Below are 21,606 nucleotides of genomic sequence, written 5' to 3'. Positions count from 1 at the left end.
GTTTGCTCTGTCGGAAATTAAAGAACGGTGAGCATGCTGGCGACCAGTGGGTGACGGACGATGTCTTTGTCGCGCAGACGAACACAGGCAATGTCTTCGACATTTTCAAGACGATCAGACATTTCCGACAGGCCGGACATTTCCGGGAGAAGGTCAGTCTGGTCCGGGTCGCCAGTCAGGATCATCGTCGCATTCCAGCCAAGGCGCGTGACCAGCATCTTGAGCTGCCCATAGGTGCAGTTCTGGGCTTCATCAATCACGACGAATGCATTGTTAAGGGTACGACCGCGCATATATCCGATTGGCGCGATTTCAATTGTGCCATCGGAAAGGTAGGTCCGCAGGCGTTTGGTCCCAAGGCGATCATTTAGGGCATCATAAAGCGGGCGAAGATACGGGGCCATTTTGGCTTCGACGTCGCCGGGAAGGAAACCGATATTTTCGCCAGCTTCAACAGCCGGGCGGGCCAGAACGATACGGCCGATATCCCCTTTATCAAGGGCCTCTACCGCCTTGGATACAGCGATATAGGTTTTCCCTGTGCCTGCTGGTCCAAGGGCCAGAACGAGGTTAAAGGCATCAATGGCCTCCATTAGGGCAGCCTGGTTTTCACTTTTTGGTCGAATGTGACGGCGGAAGCTTTGGTCGCGTTGTGTTTTCTCTTCTGAGCTTTCCAGAGGATGCCAATCGGCGTTCTTTTCATCAAACAGGTCATGAACATTGTTGTCAGACTGCTGCGGACGACCACGACGGCGTGCTGCGCGTTTACCCATTACAATCACCTCATCAATTGTGCCAAAAAGCAAAACGCGCCGTTCCGTCATGGAAGGGCGCGCATTCAGTTTTCATATTCAGATGGAAGTGGCGGTAGGAGTTTCCGCCGGTCACAGCATGTTGCATGTGCGATCCGGGGGGCGAAAATTCTCGTTTTACGACGCTTTCTCGCGGCACTCGGGAACTCCTCCTTGCGGTCTAGTCATTGACCGTTAATTTGAATCGTACCCCTACATGCTGTGTCTGTCACTGTTTTTATGCGATGAAATTTTCGTGAATCTGGAAGATGAATCTTTTCAGATGTTTATCCCGCATCTGCGAAAGAACTTTTCCGATCAACCCTGCGGTGTGGCCGTTGATCGGGTTGGTAATGCGGTGCTGATGATCCAGCTGATGGTCAAAAATGCTACCGATGTCACAAGGCATCCAACCAAGCCGCCATAGAAATAGGCGGCCCCGGACAGGATGGTGCCGGTCAGGCGCCCGATGGCATTGGACATATAATAGAACCCGACATTCATCGCGACCTTATCGCCCTGTGCATAGGCAAGGATCAAATAGGAATGTAGCGATGAATTGATGGCAAAGACCACCCCAAAGACCAGCAACCCACCAAGGACCGCAAGTTCCGGGGCGACATCCTGTTGAATGGCAGCGGCAATCGCAATGGTCACCGCAATCAGGGCGATCACCCAAAACTGTGCGGCTCGGCCATCGGGTTCATGGCTTTGTGCGCGGAGCATTTTGGGCGCTATGGCTTGAACAAAGCCATATCCAATCACCCATGCTGCCATATAGGTGCCAACTTCAATGTGGCCCCAGCCAAGTTCAGCCGCCAAAAACACAGGAAGCCCAACAACAAACCAGATATCGCGTGCACCAAACAAGAACAGCCGGGCACCGGAAAGAATATTGATTTTGCGATCTGATGAAAACACATCGCGGAACTTTGGTTTTGCGGCACTACTTGGGCCAGACATCGCATCGCCAAGTGATATGGCGACCGCAATCAGGGTTATGGCAAGACCGGCAGCCATGGCAAGCACCGCACCGCTAAAACCAAGCCAGGATAAAAGCGCACCGCCCATGAAAAAACCTACACCTTTTAGGGCGTTTTTTGATCCGGTTAAAAGGGCGACCCACCTGAAAAGAGCACCTTTTGCATCGGCAGGGACCAGAACCTTGATCGCCGATTTACTCGACATCTTGGTCAGGTCCTTGGCCACCCCGGATGCGGCCTGTAGCCCCATGACATAGGCAACTGAAACGGCCGGGAGCCAATCGGGACTGGTTAAGGAAAGAGCGGCAAGAGACGCGATCTGAAGGCTTAAGCCGCAATAAAGCGTAAAGCGCAATCCGCGGGCCTGTGCCAACCAACCGCCAACCAGATTGGTGACGATGCCAGCAAATTCATACAGGACAAACAGTAGTGCAATTTCAAACGCGGAATAGCCCAACGCATGAAAATGCAACAGCACCAGCATCCGCAATGCACCATCGGTCAGGGTAAAACCCCAATAGGCACTTGTGACCAGCGCATAGTTGCGGATTGCGGCTGACATGGTATTTCCCCTTACAGGCCTTGTGCGACTTTGGCGGCAAGATCAGCCATCCGGCAGACATAGCCCCATTCATTGTCATACCAAGCCAGCAATTTGACCTGACGTTTATCAATCACCATGGTGGATCCGGCATCAATGATCGAAGACCGACTGTCATTGAGGTAATCGACGCTGACCAGCGGACGTTCTTCATAGCCCAGAATACCGGCCAGATAGGTTTCCGATGCTTCGCGCATCAGGCGGTTGACAGTTTCAACATCGGTGTCGCGCGCGACTTCAAATACGCAATCGGTCAGCGACGCATTTAACAATGGTACCCGCACAGCAATACCGTTCAGTTTGCCCTTAAGTTCCGGGTAAATCATGGTGATTGCAGTTGCTGATCCGGTGCTGGTCGGGATCAAAGATTGCAGGCAAGATCGAGCACGGCGTAGATCACTGTGGGGTAAGTCAACCACACTTTGGGTATTGGTCACGTCATGAATGGTCGTGATTGATCCATGAACGATGCCAATTTGTTCGTGGATGACTTTGACCACCGGGGCCAGGCAATTGGTCGTGCAACTTGCCGCAGTTAAAAGATTGTGTGTGGCAGGATCATAAAGATCGTCATTGACCCCATAGACGATGTTAAGCGCACCTTCTTTGACCGGTGCGGCAACGATGACTTTTTTAACACCCTGATCAAAATACGGGGCGATTGTTTCGGGCGTTTTGAACTTGCCAGTACATTCCAGAACAATGTCACAGCCCATCCCGACCCAATCGGTCTCGCCCGGCGTAGCATTTTCGCTAAACGATATTTTGTGGGCCTGATCAATCACCACCTGATCGCCAATGCAGTCAACGCGTTTGGTCCAGCGGCCATGAACGGAATCAAATTCCAGAAGATGGGCCGCAGTTTTAGCCCCGCCTTTGATTTCGTTGATATGTACAAACTCAAAACTGGGATGACCCCAGCCAGCCCGCAGAACCAACCGGCCCATACGACCGAAACCATTTATGCCGATGCGGATCTTTTTCGTCATGACGCGAACCTGAAACCTTTAGCCGATAGAGGCAATTTTGATTAATGTGACGTGCTTTGCGATGGCGCGAACCAGCCGCGGGATCGATTGGCAATGGCGACAAGTGACAGCATGACCGGGACTTCAACCAAAACCCCGACGACAGTTGCCAATGCCGCACCCGATGAAAACCCGAACAGGCCAATTGCGGTTGCCACGGCCAGTTCAAAGAAGTTCGAAGCGCCAATCATTGCCGATGGCGCGGCAATGCGGTGCTCTACCCCAAGGACCTTGTTGGCTACATAGGCAATGGCGGCAATGAAATAGGTCTGCAAAATGATGGGGACAGCCAAAAGAGCGATGATCATTGGTTGGGCAATGATTTGCTGTCCCTGAAAGGCAAACAGCAAAACCAGTGTGCTCAGAAGGGCGATCATGGAAACGGGTTTAAGCTTGGCATCAAACGTATTGAACCGTTCGACCCCGCCTTTCATCATCTGATTTCGGATTATTTGGCCGATAATGACCGGAATAACGATGAATGCCACGACCGAAATGGTCAGGGTTTGCCACGGAATGGTGATCGCTGAAATGCCAAGCAGCAAGGCGACAATCGGGGCAAAGGCAAAGATCATGATCGTGTCGTTCAACGCCACCTGTGTCAGGGTGAAATTGGCATCCCCCTTGGTCAGGTTCGACCAGATAAACACCATCGCCGTACAAGGTGCTGCACCCAGCAGGATCAAGCCGGCGATATAGCTTTCAATCTGGGCTTCGGGCAAAAGAGGGCGGAACAAAAAGCCGATAAACAGCCAGCCAAGGGCAGCCATGGTAAACGGCTTGATCAACCAGTTCACACCAAGGGTGACGCTAATGCCGCGCCATTGACGGCCGACTTCGTGCAGGGCGCCAAAATCAACTTTCATCAGCATTGGGATGATCATCGCCCAAATCAGGACGGTGACGGGCAGATTGATTTCGTAGGCGGTCAGATTACCAATCGCCTGAAACAGGTTCGGAAATAGCTGACCTAGCGCAATACCAACCACGATACTAAGTGCCACCCACACCGTCAGATAGCGTTCAAACAAGTTCATTGGGGCATCTTCTTGGGCGGTCATACATCCTCGCGGTCGGTGATTTGTCCGATTTTGTTCAGTTCCTGTTGTAAGGACATGCGGTCAAGTGACCGGAATGGCAGACTGGTGAAAATCGAAATCCGGTTGCGCAACATGCGATAAGTATCGGCAAATGCCAGACGCTTTTCCGCTTCACTGCCTTCGACAGCAGCCGGATCGGGAACGCCCCAGTGGGCCGTCATTGGCGATCCGGGAAAGATCGGGCAGTCTTCATTGGCCGTCGCGTCACACACCGTGAACACGAAATCAAATTTGATCTCGTCCTGTTCGGAATAGGTCTCCATCGCCTTGGACGAAAAATCTGCCGGATTATGATCAAGGCTTTTCAAAAGTTCTTGAGCATAAGGATGGACTTCGCCACGTGGATAGGAACCTGCGCTGTAGCCAAAGAAATGGTCGTGACCTTCTTGCTTCAGGATCGCTTCGGCCATGATGCTACGTGCGGAATTGGCTCGGCACAGAAATAGCACGTTATAAATACCACCAGACATATCATTTATCCCTTAAGTGAGGCAATTTAGGCTAACAGCAGCCCTTATCCGTCGCGGGTGTCAGTCCACACAGTTCGGGGCGACCATGGCAGCAATCATCTGTCAGGAAACCCAGAAGGCTGCGCATGACTTCGGGAACAATGCGGTAAATCATCGACCGCCCGTCACGTGTTGCGGCAATCAGCCCCGCATTACTCAATGTCGCCAGATGCGATGACATTGTGTTGTGCGGGATGCCGATTTTGCGTGCGACGTCACCTGCGGCCATGCCGGTTTCTCCGGCCTCGGCCAGCAAACGAAACGCTGCCAATCTGTGTTCCTGTGCCAATGCGGCAAGTGCGCTAATTGCGTTATTTGTGTCCATATGTCGAGAATTATCGACATAATGATGGTTTGGCAAGTGACAATTGTGTTTCAGTTTGAATTATGAAGATGTGTGGCTAATTACATATTTAAAATCAATAAGTTGCATTGGAAATCGGAAATGCCTTTAAATAACTATAAAAATAGTTATAATGGTGGCATGAAGGAAACAGACATCGCCCCTATCCTTGCCGCATTGGGCCATACAGCCCGTTTGGGCATTTTCCGTTTGCTGGTGCGGGCGGGGAATAGCGGATTAAATATCGGTGAAATCGGTCGTCTCACCGGCCTTCCGGCTTCGACTCTGGCGCATCATCTGGGCGCGCTTGTACAGGTCGGGCTGGTCCAGCAGGAAAAACACGGTCGCGAGGTTGTCAATCATGCCGACATCCTGGCGGTTCACAACGTGTTGGGTGCGCTGATTGATGAATGCTGCATCGGGGTTGATGTCGGGCAAGACGAAGAAAAGGTCTGAGCGGCCACTTTTTTTGCCTTAACGAAACTAATTTACTAGGGATATGGATATGACAGATATTGCTCTGACACTGCGCCGGTTTGCTAAAACCGGCAGGTCTTTTGACCGGGTATGGGTTACCTTTGTCGCAATACTGGTGGTGCTGGCCGTGATCGTGCCAGCTCAGCTGCCCGGCAGTCTGGTTTTTACCGGACAGCAGCTTGCGTCAGTTGCACCGTTTTTGTTGTTGTCGGTGATGATTGCTGCCTGGGCCGGTGCGACCGGAGCCGATAGCCTGATTGCACGGGCTTTCAGTGGTCATCCGGTAAAGATGGTCCTGATGGCGTCTGCCTTTGGGGCATTGTCGCCGTTTTGTTCGTGCGGGGTGATCCCGTTGATTGCGGCATTGTTGTCAATGGGGGTGCCATTGGCACCGGTGATGGCATTCTGGCTGGCGTCGCCGGTGATTGATCCGGCAATGTTCATGCTGACTGTGGGCACAATCGGGATGGAATTTGCGGTTGGTAAATTGCTGGCCGCGATTGCACTTGGTTTGATTGGTGGATTTGCCACACTTTGGTTGACCCGGCTTGGTTTCCTGACCGACCCTTTGCGCGATGGGATTGGAAATGGTGGTTGCGGCGGGGCAAAGGTGCGGGTGCCGAAACCGCCAGTATGGCGTTTCTGGCAGGAAACGGATCGTGTTGACAGATTTCGTCGGGATGCCTTTAAGACCACTCTGTTTTTGGGAAAATGGCTGGCGTTGGCGTTTCTGCTGGAAAGCCTGATGGTTGCTTATATCCCGGCCGAGATGGTTTCGGCAGCGGTTGGTGGGGATGGTGTGATGCCGGTCCTGATCGCGACCCTTGTCGGTGTTCCGGCCTACTTGAACGGTTATGCGGCTTTGCCGTTGGTTGGTGGACTGATCGGGCAAGGGATGCAGGCCGGTGCAGGCATGGCGTTTCTGGTAGCAGGCGGGGTGTCGTCCCTTCCGGCGGCGATTGCGGTTTTTGCACTCGTCAAGAAACCTGTTTTTGCGCTGTATCTTGCCTATGCCTTGATCGGATCATTTGCTGTCGGGCTTGTGTTCCAGATCATGCATTGATCATATTGTGACGGGCAGAATTCATACCCGTCATGACGATTTCGGGATGGCGCGCAGCTTAAAAATCGGTACAGTGCGCGCCAAACCGAAATTAATGTTAATGGATCAAGAATGTCGACGATTGACCAGCAAGTATCGCGTCGCCGTACCTTCGCCATCATCTCGCACCCGGATGCGGGTAAAACGACCCTGACGGAAAAGCTATTGCTTTTCGGGGGGGCGATTCAAATGGCCGGTGCGGTGAAGGCGAAAAAAGAACAGCGCGGCGCGCGTTCGGACTTCATGAAGATTGAACAGGATCGCGGTATTTCTGTGTCTTCTGCTGTCATGACGTTCGAGTTCGAAGATCATATCTTCAACCTGCTTGATACGCCGGGCCACGAAGACTTTTCCGAAGATACCTACCGTGTTCTGACCGCGGTGGACTCTGCCGTCATGGTGATTGACGCCGCCAAAGGCATCGAGGCCCAGACACGTAAGCTCTTTGAAGTCTGTCGTCTGCGTGATGTGCCGATCACGACCTTTGTAAACAAGCTTGACCGTGAAACCCGCGATTTCTTTGAACTGATCGATCAGATCGAACAGGATCTCGCACTTGATGTATCACCGGTCACCTGGCCAATTGGGTCGGGCCGTGATTTCAAGGGCTGCTATGATCTGGTCAATGACCGCATCATGTTCATGGAAAAGGGCGGAAATGTTGTTAAGGAAGCCATTCAGATTGACGGTCTGAATGATCCAAGGCTTGATGAACTTGTCCCGGATTACCTTGTGGCCCAGCTTCGCGAAGATGTCGAAATGGTTCGCGCGGTGTGCCCGGAATTTGATCTTGAAAGCTACCGCGAAGGTCATCTGACCCCGGTCTTTTTTGGCTCGGCGATTAACAATTTTGGTGTGCGTGAATTGCTGCGCGGGATTGGCGAAAATGCCCCGACCCCGCGCCCGCAAGAAGCCGCCACCCGGACGGTTCATTCATCCGAAACCAAGGTGTCGGGCTTTGTGTTCAAGGTCCAAGCCAATATTGATCCGAACCACCGGGACCGTATTGCGTTTATTCGTCTGTGCTCCGGTCATTTTAAACGTGGCATGAAGCTTAAGCATGTCCGTGCAGGCAAACAGATGGCGGTGCATAACCCGATGCTGTTCTTTGCCAATGAACGTGACATTGCCGAAGAAGCATGGCCGGGCGATATCATCGGCATTCCAAACCACGGAACCCTTCGGATCGGCGATACCCTGACCGAAGGCGAAGATTTGCGCTTCCGCGGTGTTCCGGCCTTTGCGCCTGAGTTGCTGCAAAAAGTCCGCCTTGATGACCCGCTTAAGGGTAAGCACCTTCAGCGGGCCCTTGAACAGCTTGCTGAAGAAGGCGCATCCCAGGTGTTTAAACCCATGATGGGGGCGGACTGGATCGTCGGTGTGGTCGGGCAACTTCAGTTTGAAGTTCTCAAAGAACGCATCTCGGCGGAATACGGCATCAAGGTTCACTTCGAACAGACTCCGGCCTATGCCGCCCGTTGGGTAGTCGGCAGTGATCCGCTGGAAATTAAAAAATTCCGCGATGCCAACCAGTCTGCTTTGTTTGAAGACCATGACGAAACGCTTGTCTTTATCGCGCGGAATGCTTGGCATCTTGAAACCGCACAACGCGATTGGCCGAACCTGAAATTCGAAGCCACCCGCGAACAGAATATGGTTGCTGCCTAGGCATGCAGATGCCGGGCCAACCCGCACAAAACAGGATGGTGGCAATCGATGGATTGCGCGCCATCGCTGTTTTGATGGTGGTGGCATTCCATTATCTTGGTCGTTGGCCCAATGATTATACCGGGCTTTCAATCGAACCGATGTTTCAGTTCGGTTGGTTGGGAGTAGACCTGTTTTTTGTGATCAGCGGGTATTGCATTGCCATGACCGCATCCCGTGCGGGGTCGCTTGCGACCTTCTGGGGGCGGCGGTTTGGGCGGATTTATCCAGCGTATATTGGCGGTGTTCTTCTGACCTTTGTTCTGGTCAGCAGTTTTGGCCTGCCGGGTAAGGAAGTAAGTGCGGTTCAGGCTGCGGGCAATCTCGTATTCTTGAATGCCGTTCTGTTCCCGCCCGTCGACGGTGTTTACTGGAGCCTGATCGTCGAGCTGAAATTCTATTTCATCTACGGGCTATTGCTGTGTGTCAGCCGACAGCCCTCTATTATCTTGGGCGGTATGGCGGGTCTTTTTGTTCTTGGGCTTGGTTTGCGTCTGGTTGGAATTGATCATTTTGATCGAATCATTCGCCCGGAACATATCATTCTGTTCCTGATTGGTGCCGCACTATTCTTTGCCCATGCGCAAGAGTCTGTTGCGCAGAAAAGACCATTTTACCTGCTTGCGGGCGGTGCGTTTTTCGCCAGTTTTGCGACCGGGGTTTATGACGCTGTATTGCCATATGCCGCTGTCACTTTGTTGGCGGGGATTGTCGTGATCGCAACGCGGCGCTTGCCGGTTTTCACTCTTTTGTGGCCGATTGGGTTGGTGTCTTATAGCTGGTACTTGCTTCATCAGAATATTGGCCTGCTGATCATTCGTGCTTTGACCGACGCAGGGTTTGCCGATGCGCTGGCGGTTGCTGGTGCTGTAACCGGTACGTTTATCTTGTCGGTCATGCTGTATTTTGTTTTTGAAAATCGCACGATACGCAAAAAGGCCAACCAGTTGTTTGAAAAGATTTTCTCTCTTCTGAAATTCAACCGGTTAGCCAATCAATCTGCGTAACTGGTGTGATTATCAACCAATAAAATACCGGCCAACCCCAACCAGAACCATCCCTACCGCCATCGCGGCAAACAGGTTGCGGGCAAGCGCCATCGTGATCACGGTGGCAGCAGCCCCGGCGATGCCAATCGGGCCGGCTGACAAGGCACTTGGCACCCAGACCGAGATTAAAACCGCACCGGGCAGGCGTTCAAGGACATGCGCCCAGCGGCCATGTTGCGGCAAACGGTCCGCCATCATAAGGCCGCCCAATCGCATGCCATAGGTCACAGCCGCCATACCAAGAATAGTCAGGACAGCTTCAAGGCTGAAAGTGGTCAGATCAGGGAACGCTGTCATTTGCCGGTCTCCGGATTGAGTGTGCCTTCCGGCGCGCCATAAGCAGCGCGGCCTTCAACGGCATATTCGCTATCAAGGCCGGTATCATCCATATCCTGGCGCCATGTCAGGGCTGCGGTCACAACACCCGCCCCCGCACCGGCCAAAATCGACCAGGTTCCGGGCAAAGTGTAATGCCCAATGATCGATCCGATGGCCGCGGCAATCCATGGCAACAGATCAACTTTGCCTTTCCACATGCCAATGGTCAGGGCGGCGAAAACAGCGGTAAAGGCAAAATCAAGCGCATAGACTTCTGGATCGGGAATGCCACCCCCCAGAAGATAGCCCGCAATATTGCCAGTGGCCCAAACAACACCAAGGAAGATCCCGCCGCCCAGCAAAAAGCCCGGATTGGCGAGTTTTTCCTGGGTCATGGTCACCGCCCAGTTTTCATCGGCCACCATATGCATGCCACAAACCTTGACCCAAAGCGGGCGTCCACGAAACACCGGGCGCAGCGACGCACCAATCAGGATATAGCGCATATTGATTACAGTGGTGGCGATGATGATGGTCGCCGCCGGGACTGTTTCGCGCCACAGATCAACCGATACGAACTGGGCCGATCCGGCAAAGACCGTCAGGCTCATGAAAAGAAGTTCGCCAAGCGACAATCCGCGCTGGGCAGCAAGAACGCCAAGCACGGCACCAAAAATGATGGTGCTGGGCAAAAGGGGCAGACAGGCAAGGGCGCCACGTCTGATGGAGTCTGGGTCGAAATGCCCGATCTGGGCATCGTGTGGGGCGGTTTCGGGGCGTGCCATTTCCGACATTTCCTAAGTCATGATGCCGCCGGTTGTTTTGGGGCGTTCCGGCGTTTGTGTTTGTTCGGTGGGCGAGGAGCCTTATCGTTCAGGCTCCCTTATGGTGCAAATCAGACAGGGGGTATTGGACGATATTGCTATTGCCGATTTTTAATCGCGGCTGGCGCCGAAATCTTCGATCAGCAGATCAAGAAACAGCTCAGAAACCGGATCAAGCTGCTTGTTGGAATCAAAACTTGCCTGAAAATTTGCCTCGACAAAGAACTGATCGGGGCGGATCGGGCGCATGCGCCCGGCTTCGACAAATTGCTTGGCGTAATGTTCGGGAAGATATCCCAAAAACGCGCCTGACAGGATAAGGCGTGCTTCGGCCTCCATATCCGAAACCATGGCGTGGGGGCGGGCAATGGCAAAGTCTTTGAGATCACGCCCCAACCAGAATTTACGTCCGACAATGCGAAACCTCCGGATTTCATCAATGTCGATATCGGTATCGGATTGTTGGAATAACGGATGGTCCGATCCGCAATAGAACCGATGCATTTCAGGATAAAGCGAGATGTAGCTGAGGCCCAGAACCGTCTTTGGAAAGGCGCAAATTCCAACCTGAATGGCACCGGTAACGACTTCGCGCAAAAGATCGTTGGGCGGATAGGTCACAACATTTAACGTCACATCCGGGGCCTTTTCGACAAAGCGCGCGATGGTATGTTCGATCTTACGGGCCCCGGGATCGGTGATGGTATTGTCGGTCAGGCCGATGGTTAGTGTGCCGTTCAGTTTATCGCGCAAGGACCGCATTTTGGTTTCATATTGCGTTACCGCTTTAAACAAACGATGGGCTTCTTCGAAAACAATTTGTCCTTCGCGGGTCAGCGAAAAGCCGCTTCGACCGCGTTTGCACAACGTAAATCCAAGCCGCGTTTCAAGGCTGGTGACATAGCTTGATATCGTTGAAAGCGACAGATTCAATTCGCTCTGTGCTGCAGCAAAACCGCCAGCTTCAACAATCTTTAGGAAGATCCGAAGAAGCTTGAGGTCTGATTGTTCCGTTGCCATGCAATCCATGCCTTGTGATGATTACTTTGGGTTTTCTCAAAGTAAGTTTCAGCAATACGTGATTTTTCAAACCTGCGCAATTTGATCTGCTGATGAAACCAGATCGCTGTATCGGGAAAAAGCAGCGACAAAAAATCAAAATTGGCGGGCTGTTGCCCCCAAGTCATCAGAGGTGGATCACATGGACGACATGAAGAAGGGGATCAGTCGCCGTTCCGTACTGGCAGGGATTGCTGGCGGTTCTGCGGTTGCTATGGCGGGTATTACCGGCTTTCCGGGCATCCTTAAGGCACAGGAAAAAAGCCTGAAGATCGGTGCCTATGGCGGCTATTTCAAAGACAGCTTTGATAAACACATCTTCCCTGAATTCACCAAGGCAACCGGCATCGCGGTCGAGTCTGTGGCACAGCCAACAGGCGAAGCATGGCTGGTGCAGATCGAACAGGCCGCCCGTGCAGGCAAGGCACCGACGGATATTTCGATGATTTCGCAAGGCATGATGCAGCGTGGGGCTGCGGCCAACCTGTGAGCCAAACTTGATACCGCGAAAATGCCGAATGTGGCGAACGTTTTGCCGGCTTATCTCAACAAATATGCCGATGGCAGCCTGTGTGGTGTTGGTGCGGTTACCTGGTACATCACGCTTGTTTCCAATACCGACGTGATCAAAGAAGCCCCGACCAGCTGGGCCGAACTTTGGAAACCAGAACGTGCCGAACAGCTTGGCCTGTTGGCACTGGTTTCGAACTCCTTCCTGCTGGACGTGACGGCAAAAACTCATTTCGGTGGTCAGGACATTCTTGATACTGAAGAAGGCATCATGCAGGTCATGGACAAGCTGGCCGAGGTGAAGAAAAACGTGCAGCTTTGGTACCGTGACGAAGCGCAGTTTGAACAGGCGCTGAAATCTGGTGAAATCCCGATGGGCCAGTATTACCACGACGTTGCCGGTCTTGCGGCGGCTGACGGTCATCCGGTGCGCTCCACCTTCCCGAAAGAAGGCGGTATTAACGATTCCGGTAGCTGGGCGGTTTCGGGCAAGTCGGAAAAAATCGAAATGGCCCATGAGTTTATCGACTTCATGAGCCAGGCTGAAATTCAGTCACTTCTGTCACGCAAAGTCGGGACGTCGCCGACCGTTGCGCGTTCGAAAACCGATCTGACCGATGCCGAATTTGCATCAGTGTCGTCTGAGATTGAGCCGATCATTCCGCGTTATGACATCTATCTGCAGCGTGCCGATTGGCTGTCGCAGAAATGGACAGAACTGATCGTCAGCTAATGCTGGCGTTGGTTTCAGCATCATTTTGCTGATCTGGTCAGGCAGCATGCCTCCTGTTGCATCGTGCAGACATTTGCACCGGCATGCTGCCTGACATTTCGACTTCCAGGGCAATTCGTTTGTCGCGTCTAACGTTATATACAGGATCGCCAATGTCCGGTTTGGTCTTTGATTCCATTGTAAAAAAGTTCGGTGATTTTATCGCCGTTCATGAAACCAGCCTTACAATTCCGCAAGGAAAGTTTGTCTGTCTTCTTGGGCCGTCGGGCTGCGGCAAGACAACCTTGCTTCGAATGATTTCCGGTCTGGAAGACCCGACCGCTGGACGTATTTTGTTGGAAGGTGACGATGTCACCCGCATTCCGACCCATCAGCGCGATTTTGGGATGGTGTTTCAAAATCTGGCCCTTTTCCCGCATCTGAGCGTTGGCGAAAACATCGCCTATCCGCTGCGCATTCGCGGCGGGTCCAAGGCCGATTGTTTCAAGGCGGTCAAACGTCTGCTTGATCTGGTGCAATTGCCCGACATGGCGGACCGTCCGGTCGCCAAGCTTTCCGGTGGCCAGAAACAGCGCGTTGCAATCGCACGCGCCTTGGCGTTGGAGCCAAAGCTTTTCCTGCTTGATGAACCGCTATCAGCCCTTGATGCCAAACTGCGTGAAAGCATGCAGATTGAACTTAAACAGCTGCAGCAAAAATTGGGCATTACCACCATTGTTGTGACCCACGATCAGCGTGAAGCCATGACCATGGCCGATCTGGTTGTTGTGATGTCACAAGGAAAAGTCCATCAGGTTGCCCCTCCGGTTGAAATTTACCGCAAACCGAAGGATGCTTTTGTTGCCGACTTTATCGGTTCGACCAATCTGATTTCTGGGCGGGTGAGTGGCGTTGGTAAGATTGCAGTGGCAGGGGGCACTTTGCGGGCTGATGATCTGCCAAAATCGGGGGATGTTACCCTGTCCGTGCGTCCGGAAAATATTCGGGTGTCTAAGGATAATGGCGAAAATTCCCCTGGATCATTGATCGGTGATGTTTCCTATATCCGCGATCTTGGCGCGAGTATCGAATTTTATCTGAACGTCGCAGGCCAACAGATTATGGCGATTACAACGCCTTCGGACCGCCCGGATGTTGTTGCCGGTGATAGTGTTTCTGTCGCCTTCCCCAAAGATGCCTGTGTGGTGTTGGGGGACGCATGAAAATCAAACCCGGAAAGTTTTCTGATTACGCGGCGATTGGCTTCCCGGCCGGGATGCTGACGGTTTTCTTTGTCATACCGTTTGGCATCATGATCGCGATGTCATTTTTTCAGCGTGTGCAGGGTGCCTTTTATGAACCGGCCTTTGTGTTTGAGAACTATGCACGGTTTCTAAGTACATTTTTTGGCGGCATTCTTGGGTTCTCGGTTGGTTTGGCGGCCCTTGTTGCGGTGGTGTCCGTCCTTTTGGCCTTTCCGTTCACCTATATCCTGACCCGAATGGCGCGCCGAACACAGGTCGTGTGGCTGGTGTTTTTACTATCGGTTCTGTCACTCTCGGAAGTTCTGATCGGGTTTGGTTGGTCGACCTTATTGTCACGAACCGCCGGGATTACCAATCTTCTGGTGTCACTCGGCATCATGGATAAACCGATGTCGCTGTCGCCAAGCTTTGGCGCGGTTATGACCGGCATGGTCTATCAGACATTCCCCTATACGGTTCTTGTCCTTTACCCCGCATTGTCACGCCTTGATCCGTCGCTGGTTGAAGCCGCACGGACATTGGGTTCTGGCCCGGCGCGCAGTTTCTTGAATGTCGTTGTTCCGGCCTTGCGCAACAGCATCGTCTCGACCCTTATCATGGTGTTTGTCTTTGCTCTGGGCTGTTATTTGCTGCCGCAATTGTTGGGCAAACCATCGCATTGGACACTGTCGGTGCTGATCACGGATCAGGCGATTTATCAGTCAAACATGCCGTTTGCTGCTGCCATGGCGGTGTTTCTTGTGCTGGTCAGCCTGTCGTTGGTCGCGATCTCGCTTCTCTATGGCAAAAAGGAGAATGCAGGATGATCAACCGTTTTGTCTTGCGCCTGTTCCTTGCCGCAATGGCGCTGTTTCTTTCGGCTCCGTTGGTTGTGGTCGCCGGAGTATCGTTTAACGAAAAGAAGTCCCTTTCATTCCCGCCCGAAGGTTTCTCGCTTGATTGGTATGCTCAGATATTTACCGAAGATAGCTGGCGACAGGCCCTGTTTAACAGTCTGGGTGTGGCAATCGGGGCATCAAGCCTTTCGGTAATCATTGCCTTTCCGCTTGCATGGTTCTTATGGCGGTTTCATGCTCCGTGGGCGCGGATTGTTCAGGTGCTTGGACTGGCACCCTTTATCTTGCCGCCGGTAATTACCGCTCTTGGCTTCCTAAGTTTCTGGACCACGGCCGGTGCCTATGGGCAGCCATGGACGGTGGTGATCAGTCACGGGATATTCTTTGTTACCTTGCCGCTGGTCACGCTGACCCTTGGGTTCGAGGCCGTCGATGACAGTCTGGTCGAAGCCGCAGCCACAATGGGGGCGGATGATAGGACCATTTTACGGACAATCATTTTGCCGCTGATCCTGCCTTACATCATTTCGGGCATGGCTTTCGCTTTCGTGCTCTCGCTGAACGAATATATCGTTGCCTATATGGCGGTCGGCTTCACGGTCGAGACCCTGCCGATCAAGATTTTCAATTCCCTGCGATATGGCTACACGCCAACCATGGCCTCGGTCACTGTGCTGTTTGTCGCGGTGGCGATAGTGGTGTTTGGTTTGATTGCACGGTTTGGCGATCTGCCGCGTCTACTTGGCGCCTGGCGTCATGACGAGGACAGCTAATGCAATCTACGCCCGCAATTTCAAACAATTAGAAACGTCCCACACGGTATTAGGAGGCCACCATGGTTAACAGTGAAAAGCTTGCGAAACTCCGCGAGAAATATGGCAATGCCAAAGGCGGCGATATGTTCGACCCGCATTTCAAAGAAGTAGCTGAAACCCAGTTTTCCGCCACTGGAGAACGCAAATGGCCATTTGCCGGTGTGCCGACATTCCTTGATGCGCCTTTTGCACCGGATGCAGCAAAAACCAACTTTGAAGGCATTGATGTTGCTTTGGTCGGGGTGCCGATGGATTTGGGTGTGACCAACCGTGCCGGTGCGCGTCTTGGCCCGCGTGCGGTGCGCAACATTGAACGCATTGGCCCGTATGAACACGTTTTGCGTATGGTGCCGGGCGCCCAATGTGCGGTTGCCGATATTGGCGATGTGCCGTTCAGAAGCCGGTTTTCTCTGGAAAAATGCCATGAGGATATCGAAGAATATTTCACCAAGATTGTTGATGCTGGTGTCATTCCAATTGCGATTGGTGGGGATCATTCGATCACCTATTCAATCCAGCGTGCGGTTGGCAAAGATCGCCCGGTTGGCATGATCCATCTGGATGCCCATTGCGATACCAGTGGCGAATATGAAGGGGCGAAATTCCATCATGGTGGACCGTTCCGTCAATCGGTCATGGATGGGGTGCTTGACCCGGAACGCACCATTCAGATCGGTATTCGCGGTGGCGCGGAATATCTCTGGGAATTTTCCTATGATAGCGGCATGACCGTGATCCACGCTGAAGAAGTTCCGCAAATGGGGGTTGAGGCCGTCATTGCCAAGGCGCGTGAAGTCATTGGTGATGGCCCGGTTTATCTGTCCTTTGACGTTGATTGCCTTGATCCGTCCTTTGCACCGGGAACCGGAACACCGGAAATCGGTGGCCTGACATCACGCGAAGCACTGGCCATTCTGCGCGGGCTTAAGGGGCTTGATTTCGTCGGTGCCGATGTTGTCGAAGTCGCCCCGCAATATGATGCCACCACCAATACCGCCCATGCCGGTGCACAGGTTCTGTTCGAAGAACTATGCTTGGTGACCGACGCGCTGAAACGTCGCAAAGGCGGAGCATAAGTCATGAAAATTGCGGTTTATCAGTCCGGCCAAAACGCAGTCTTTGATAAACCGACCCGGATTGCGAGCCTCGCACGCCGTGCGTGTGAGGCTCGCGATGCCGGTGCCGAACTGATCGTGGCACCTGAAATGTATTTGACCGGCTATAATATTGGCCGCGAAAAGATATTGGCGGAATCCGAACCGTTATCAGGGGAAAGCCTGTCGGCGGTATGTGACATCGCGCGTGAAACCGGCATTGCGATTGTGGTCGGCTTTGGCGAGTTGGGCGATGACGGGCGCAATTACAATTCCTGCGCACTGTTTGACAAAACCGGCAAACGGCGTTTGCTGCATCGTAAAATTCAGTTATTTGGTGAACTGGATCGAACGTGTTTTGCACCGGGCAATAACATGCCGCTGGTGATTGACTGGAACGGTATCAAAGTATCGATGCTGATCTGCTATGACGTTGAATTTCCTGAATTGGTGCGCAGCATTGCGTTAAAGGGATGTGATCTTTTATTGGTCCCAACCGCCCAGATGGCCCCCTATGATCGGGTGGCGGAAATGATGGTTCCCATACGTGCGATGGAAAGTCAGATGTTTCTGGCCTATGCCAATCGTTGCGATCAGGAAGGCGCGCTTGATTATGTTGGCAAAAGCGTGATTTGCAGCCCATGGAGTGATCTTGCCCGTGCCGATGGTCAGGATGGTTTGATCATGGCCGATCTGGATTTTGATGCGCTGAAAAAATCACGTGCCGAGTTCCCGTATCTGGTGGATCGACGCCCGGAAAGCTATTTCGGCATTCTTGACGAAAACTGATCAAGACTTGCGATAAAGGCACCGGGGCTGACCCCCCACATTGCCTTGAAATGGCGGTTCAGATGGCTTTGATCTGAAAATCCGGTCGCAGCAGCAACATCGGCAATCGGTTCGCCGTCAAACAGCATCCGCTTGGCGCGGCGCAATCGCATATGATTGAAATAGGCGTGCGGCGGAAGCCCGGTGGCCGCGCGAAACACGCGCAGTAAATGAAACCGGCTTATCCCGGTCAGGGTCGCCAGATCATCCAGCGCAATATTCTCATCAAGGTGGGCTTCCATATAATCAATGATCGCCTGCACCCGTTTGTCTTCGGATCCAGGGCGATAAAGATAAGGTGGCGCATCTGCGTGACGCAGGGCCAAGCGCGCGGCACTGTATAAAAGCTGACTGTCGCGTTCGAGCAAGCTTGTCGATTGTGCCAAATCCGGGCGGAACATGCGGTGCAGTGATTGAAGCTGCACATGTAGTTCCGGGTCATCAACCACGCAATTGCCAAAAAACGGCAGGCCCGTGCTGGTGGGGGATAATTCGCTGACCAGATCACCAAACACGTCCGGGGCGATGAACATGATTTGGTATTGATAACCATCATCGGATGCCGGACCACCATCATGAACCTGCATCGGGTTCATTATTAAAAGTTGCCCACGCGATGCGACATAATTCGTCCCGCGCGTCATAAACTGTTCCGCCCCGTTCAGGATGGTGCCAAAGGCGTAATAGTCATGGCTGTGCTTGGGGAATGTGAAATTCTTATAGTCGGCTTCGAACAAATCAATTCCGTTTGCTGCCCGCCAATGACGGGCAATCTCAGGCGGGTGCCGGGTCGCAGTGTTGCGATTTCCCGGGGCTGCGATTTTGCGCGAAGTCTGTTCCATCGGGAAATTATAACGATCCGAAATCAACCCTGCTTGTACAATATTGTCATGGTGACATTTTAAGTCGGCCGGGACCGGATTTTCCAATCATCACACGCCAGCCGACCGAGTCGCGCCGATAATCGGGGCAAAAGTGCAAAACACGCCTTTCAGAAAGGAATAGTTCGACCTCTATTCCTGTATAGGGTCGTGTTCATATGAACATTTTTGATGGAATTAAATGTTGTATTGCGCTGCAAAATCTATCGTAGCGGTCAAATGTATGTGGATGAATGCGAATTTCATCTAAGTGTTACAAAACTAGGCACTCAGCCGGTGTAAGGATCGCGCCAAACGTCCCACTTTATGTTTGGATATCCCATGTTCCTTGATCGAATTCGCATTGGATCACGCATCTTCGCCGGCTTCTTTGTTCTGGTTGTCTTGCTTGTCGGTCTAAGTGCGCTTTCCTCGACCTATCTTCTTGGCTTTGGCGCCCATGCTGATCGGATCAGCAAAAGCACCAGTCTGGTCGGCCTTGCCAATGATTATGCCCTGAAACTTGAACGTCTCTCAAATCAGGTTCTTTTGTTTGCCCAAACCGTTGATCTTCAGGATCGCGAAGGCATTGCCACCATCCGAGAAGCCGCAGAACTTAGTGGTGCGACCCTTGTAGATGCGCTGCGGACCGCTGGTGATCTGGACCGCGCAGGCGCGCTTGAAAGCTTGAGTGCTGAATATATCGGGACGCTTGAACCACTTGTCCTGCGGGCTGAAAACCTGACGGCGGCGTCTGATACGATGCTGCTGGGGGCAAACCAGTTGGGCCAGTCTGCTGCCAAGCTCGAAGAATTCATCGCCAAACGCGATCCCGCCATTGCGGAAAAATACAGCGACAAACTTGGTTCCGCCAATCTGGCCGCCATCGTCAATAGTTTGCAATTCCCGATCTTACGCACCGATGATGCACTTGAAGCAGCACGCAGTCAGACATCCGCCCTGACCGACCTTCAGGAAGAAATCAAATCGTCCTTTAGCGATCTTAAGCGGAATGACAAGAAGCTGTTTTCGTACGCGATCCGCGACAATGATTTGCTCAAACAAGGCGCGAATCAGTTGCAAGGATCAATCGTCGGGTTCCGTCAATCGATGGACAATTTCAAATCTGCCGTACGTGAAGTGCAATCTATCACGCAAAACATCCGCCAGGAAGCAATGGCCAGCCAAGCTGCATTGGTCGAAGCAGCCCATGCAGAATCGGAGAGTTCTGCACTCACCAACATCATGGTGGCGGCGGTCGGTGTACTTGTTGCGCTGGTACTGGCATTTGGCATTGCCATGAGCATCCTGCGCCCGCTTAAGCGGGTAAATGATGACATGACGCGCCTAAGTGAAAACGACACCCATATTGATCTGGTCGATACCAAACGGTTCGATGAGTTTGGTACCATGTCACGCACTGTTGCGATCTTCCGTGAAAATGCGCTTAAGATCGAACAAATGGCTGAAGAACGCATCACCATGCAGCGTATCGAAGAAGAAAAACGTCGGGCATCCCTTGGTGCGATGGCCGAAACGATCGAAGGTGAAACCACCGGGCTTGTCAAATCGGTCAGCCATCAGGTCACCCGCATGCGTGAAGCCGTGACCGAGGTCGCAGCAGCTGCTGAACGCGTCACCCTTCAAACCCAAACCGCAACCAGTGCAGCACAAGACAGCCAGTCGCATTCCAACGCAATTGGTGATGCGGCCATCCGCCTGACCAAGGCCATTGGGTCAATCGCCAACCGGGTAGAACATCAGCGCGAGATTGCTCAAAACGCTGTGGGGTCGACCGAACAATCGACCAAGGCGGTGGATGATCTGCGCGAAGTTGCGGTCAGTATCGAACAGATCGTTGATTTGATCCGAGGCATTGCAGGGCAAACCAATTTGCTTGCGCTAAATGCAACGATTGAAGCTGCCCGTGCCGGTGAAGCAGGCAAAGGCTTTGCCGTTGTCGCAGCCGAGGTCAAAAATCTTGCCGGTCAAACCGAACAGGCAACCAAGCAGATCACAGAGCATGTAAATGCGATGGGCGCGGTAACAGATCGCTGTGTGGCATCGATGGAAGACGTTGGTGTGACCGTTCGTTCCATGATGACGATATCTGACGAAGTCGCTGGTGACGTCGAACATCAACGCCGAGAGACCGAAGAAATCACAGGGGCGATTACCCTTGCCGGTGATGCAGTGCGCAATGTCGGTACGGCAATTGGCGAAGTTTCTGACGATATCGAAGTCACCCGAAAACTAAGCCTTGATCTGAACCGTCGCGCAGATGAAGTCGAACGCAATGTCACGGAACTGACCGTATCGCTTGATCGTGCCGTGGCCTCTACCAGTGACGATAATCAGGTTTCTGATGATGCGCCAGCGGACCGGGATGACAATACCGCATTCCAAATCAATGATTGGCGGGATCAAAATCTGGTCGCGTTTCCCCATGGCAATATGCGGGGTGCTGCTTGATATCGGTTCTTTGGATCACTTGTACCTGACATAAATCATGTCACGTTTTAAGCGGAACAGGCCTGCATGCCGTACAGCGTGTGCAGGCTTGTTGCATTTGAAATAATGTTTCAGCAAGAAAGGTAGAGTTTAGCGAGAGTTGCGATACAAACTGCGACGTTTCTGATACACTTTTTGTGTGGTTCTGGCGGGCAGGTTGCAATATCTTTCCGGACATACGTATTTCGAAAAAGAATAATCGTCCCTTTCGGGTAATAAATTGAAATACAGAAGTTTTCCCGGACGGGAATGGGGCTCTCACGGGGACGATCATTTGATCTGGC

General features: G+C 52.6%; 21 protein-coding genes and 1 pseudogene. 12 read left to right on the top strand and 10 right to left on the bottom strand.

What is annotated here, in order from left to right; translation table 11 throughout:
• Positions 1 to 17: 17 nt before the first annotated feature.
• From ACQ0MK_RS15260 to ACQ0MK_RS15235, 6 genes are all read right to left on the bottom strand, one after another.
• Positions 18 to 773, bottom strand: coding sequence for a PhoH family protein (locus ACQ0MK_RS15260; protein ID WP_430476037.1), 756 nt, complete (start codon positions 771 to 773; stop codon positions 18 to 20).
• Positions 774 to 1,109: 336 nt separating this feature from the next.
• Positions 1,110 to 2,336, bottom strand: a complete 1,227-nt coding sequence (gene arsJ / locus ACQ0MK_RS15255; RefSeq protein WP_430473334.1) for an organoarsenical effux MFS transporter ArsJ — start codon at positions 2,334 to 2,336, stop codon at positions 1,110 to 1,112.
• A gap of 11 nt (positions 2,337 to 2,347) precedes the next feature.
• Positions 2,348 to 3,364: an ArsJ-associated glyceraldehyde-3-phosphate dehydrogenase gene (locus tag ACQ0MK_RS15250; protein WP_430473333.1), complete on the bottom strand. Its 1,017-nt coding sequence runs from the start codon at positions 3,362 to 3,364 to the stop codon at positions 2,348 to 2,350.
• A gap of 41 nt (positions 3,365 to 3,405) precedes the next feature.
• Positions 3,406 to 4,440 carry an ACR3 family arsenite efflux transporter gene (gene arsB / locus ACQ0MK_RS15245; protein WP_430473332.1) on the bottom strand — a complete coding sequence of 345 codons (1,035 nt, stop codon included), beginning with the start codon at positions 4,438 to 4,440 and terminating at the stop codon, positions 3,406 to 3,408.
• Between the two features lie 20 nt (positions 4,441 to 4,460).
• Positions 4,461 to 4,973 carry an arsenate reductase ArsC gene (locus tag ACQ0MK_RS15240; protein WP_430473331.1) on the bottom strand — a complete coding sequence of 171 codons (513 nt, stop codon included), beginning with the start codon at positions 4,971 to 4,973 and terminating at the stop codon, positions 4,461 to 4,463.
• Positions 4,974 to 5,004: 31 nt separating this feature from the next.
• The gene (locus ACQ0MK_RS15235; RefSeq protein WP_430473330.1) at positions 5,005 to 5,337 is read right to left on the bottom strand and encodes an ArsR/SmtB family transcription factor; all 333 of its coding nucleotides are present in this window, start codon (positions 5,335 to 5,337) and stop codon (positions 5,005 to 5,007) included.
• A gap of 120 nt (positions 5,338 to 5,457) precedes the next feature.
• Here ACQ0MK_RS15235 and ACQ0MK_RS15230 point away from each other — a divergent pair, with 120 nt between their 5' ends.
• The 4 genes from ACQ0MK_RS15230 to ACQ0MK_RS15215 all read left to right on the top strand — a co-directional run bounded on the left by ACQ0MK_RS15230 (position 5,458) and on the right by ACQ0MK_RS15215 (position 9,648).
• Positions 5,458 to 5,811, top strand: a complete 354-nt coding sequence (locus ACQ0MK_RS15230) for an ArsR/SmtB family transcription factor (protein WP_430473329.1) — start codon at positions 5,458 to 5,460, stop codon at positions 5,809 to 5,811.
• Positions 5,812 to 5,860: 49 nt separating this feature from the next.
• Positions 5,861 to 6,895 (top strand): permease, encoded by a 1,035-nt coding sequence (locus tag ACQ0MK_RS15225; protein ID WP_430473328.1) that lies wholly within the window; start codon positions 5,861 to 5,863, stop codon positions 6,893 to 6,895.
• A gap of 111 nt (positions 6,896 to 7,006) precedes the next feature.
• Entirely contained in the window at positions 7,007 to 8,602 is a 1,596-nt protein-coding gene (locus tag ACQ0MK_RS15220; protein ID WP_430473327.1) for a peptide chain release factor 3, read from the top strand.
• A gap of 8 nt (positions 8,603 to 8,610) precedes the next feature.
• A complete protein-coding gene (locus ACQ0MK_RS15215) occupies positions 8,611 to 9,648 on the top strand; it encodes an acyltransferase family protein (RefSeq protein WP_430473326.1) in 1,038 nt (345 codons plus the stop codon).
• Positions 9,649 to 9,660: 12 nt separating this feature from the next.
• Here ACQ0MK_RS15215 and ACQ0MK_RS15210 read toward each other — a convergent pair whose 3' ends face one another.
• From ACQ0MK_RS15210 to ACQ0MK_RS15200, 3 genes are all read right to left on the bottom strand, one after another.
• A complete protein-coding gene (locus ACQ0MK_RS15210; protein WP_350048215.1) occupies positions 9,661 to 9,987 on the bottom strand; it encodes an AzlD family protein in 327 nt (108 codons plus the stop codon).
• Complete coding sequence (locus ACQ0MK_RS15205) at positions 9,984 to 10,793, bottom strand: AzlC family ABC transporter permease (protein ID WP_430473325.1); 810 nt, start codon at positions 10,791 to 10,793, stop codon at positions 9,984 to 9,986. The genes ACQ0MK_RS15210 and ACQ0MK_RS15205 overlap by 4 nt, the downstream gene beginning before the upstream one ends.
• A gap of 150 nt (positions 10,794 to 10,943) precedes the next feature.
• Positions 10,944 to 11,852: a LysR family transcriptional regulator gene (locus tag ACQ0MK_RS15200; RefSeq protein WP_430473324.1), complete on the bottom strand. Its 909-nt coding sequence runs from the start codon at positions 11,850 to 11,852 to the stop codon at positions 10,944 to 10,946.
• A 181-nt stretch (positions 11,853 to 12,033) separates the two neighbouring features.
• Here ACQ0MK_RS15200 and ACQ0MK_RS15195 point away from each other — a divergent pair, with 181 nt between their 5' ends.
• From ACQ0MK_RS15195 to ACQ0MK_RS15165, 7 genes and pseudogenes are all read left to right on the top strand, one after another.
• Positions 12,034 to 12,381, top strand: coding sequence for a hypothetical protein (locus ACQ0MK_RS15195; RefSeq protein WP_430473323.1), 348 nt, complete (start codon positions 12,034 to 12,036; stop codon positions 12,379 to 12,381).
• A gap of 15 nt (positions 12,382 to 12,396) precedes the next feature.
• Positions 12,397 to 13,134, top strand: a pseudogene (locus ACQ0MK_RS15190) (ABC transporter substrate-binding protein); the annotation flags it as partial.
• 152 nt (positions 13,135 to 13,286) lie between these two features.
• Entirely contained in the window at positions 13,287 to 14,336 is a 1,050-nt protein-coding gene (locus tag ACQ0MK_RS15185) for an ABC transporter ATP-binding protein (protein WP_430473322.1), read from the top strand.
• Positions 14,333 to 15,184: an ABC transporter permease gene (locus ACQ0MK_RS15180; RefSeq protein WP_430473321.1), complete on the top strand. Its 852-nt coding sequence runs from the start codon at positions 14,333 to 14,335 to the stop codon at positions 15,182 to 15,184. The genes ACQ0MK_RS15185 and ACQ0MK_RS15180 overlap by 4 nt, the downstream gene beginning before the upstream one ends.
• On the top strand, positions 15,181 to 15,987 hold the full coding sequence (locus ACQ0MK_RS15175; RefSeq protein WP_350042625.1) for an ABC transporter permease: 807 nt from the start codon (positions 15,181 to 15,183) through the stop codon (positions 15,985 to 15,987). Before ACQ0MK_RS15180 ends, ACQ0MK_RS15175 begins: the two co-directional genes overlap by 4 nt.
• A gap of 62 nt (positions 15,988 to 16,049) precedes the next feature.
• Positions 16,050 to 17,105: an agmatinase gene (speB, locus tag ACQ0MK_RS15170; protein WP_430473320.1), complete on the top strand. Its 1,056-nt coding sequence runs from the start codon at positions 16,050 to 16,052 to the stop codon at positions 17,103 to 17,105.
• A 3-nt stretch (positions 17,106 to 17,108) separates the two neighbouring features.
• Entirely contained in the window at positions 17,109 to 17,912 is an 804-nt protein-coding gene (locus tag ACQ0MK_RS15165) for a carbon-nitrogen hydrolase family protein (RefSeq protein ID WP_430473319.1), read from the top strand.
• Here ACQ0MK_RS15165 and ACQ0MK_RS15160 read toward each other — a convergent pair.
• Positions 17,885 to 18,793 carry an AraC family ligand binding domain-containing protein gene (locus ACQ0MK_RS15160; RefSeq protein ID WP_430473318.1) on the bottom strand — a complete coding sequence of 303 codons (909 nt, stop codon included), beginning with the start codon at positions 18,791 to 18,793 and terminating at the stop codon, positions 17,885 to 17,887. The two genes, ACQ0MK_RS15165 and ACQ0MK_RS15160, sit on opposite strands and share 28 nt — an antisense overlap.
• A gap of 360 nt (positions 18,794 to 19,153) precedes the next feature.
• Here ACQ0MK_RS15160 and ACQ0MK_RS15155 point away from each other — a divergent pair, with 360 nt between their 5' ends.
• Positions 19,154 to 21,283: a methyl-accepting chemotaxis protein gene (locus ACQ0MK_RS15155; protein WP_430473317.1), complete on the top strand. Its 2,130-nt coding sequence runs from the start codon at positions 19,154 to 19,156 to the stop codon at positions 21,281 to 21,283.
• Positions 21,284 to 21,606: the final 323 nt, after the last annotated feature.

Origin of the sequence: Thalassospira lucentensis, assembly GCF_050516545.1 — a bacterium.
GTDB classification, from domain to species: domain Bacteria; phylum Pseudomonadota; class Alphaproteobacteria; order Rhodospirillales; family Thalassospiraceae; genus Thalassospira; species Thalassospira lucentensis_C.
This window is presented reverse-complemented; position numbering and strand designations above follow the sequence as displayed.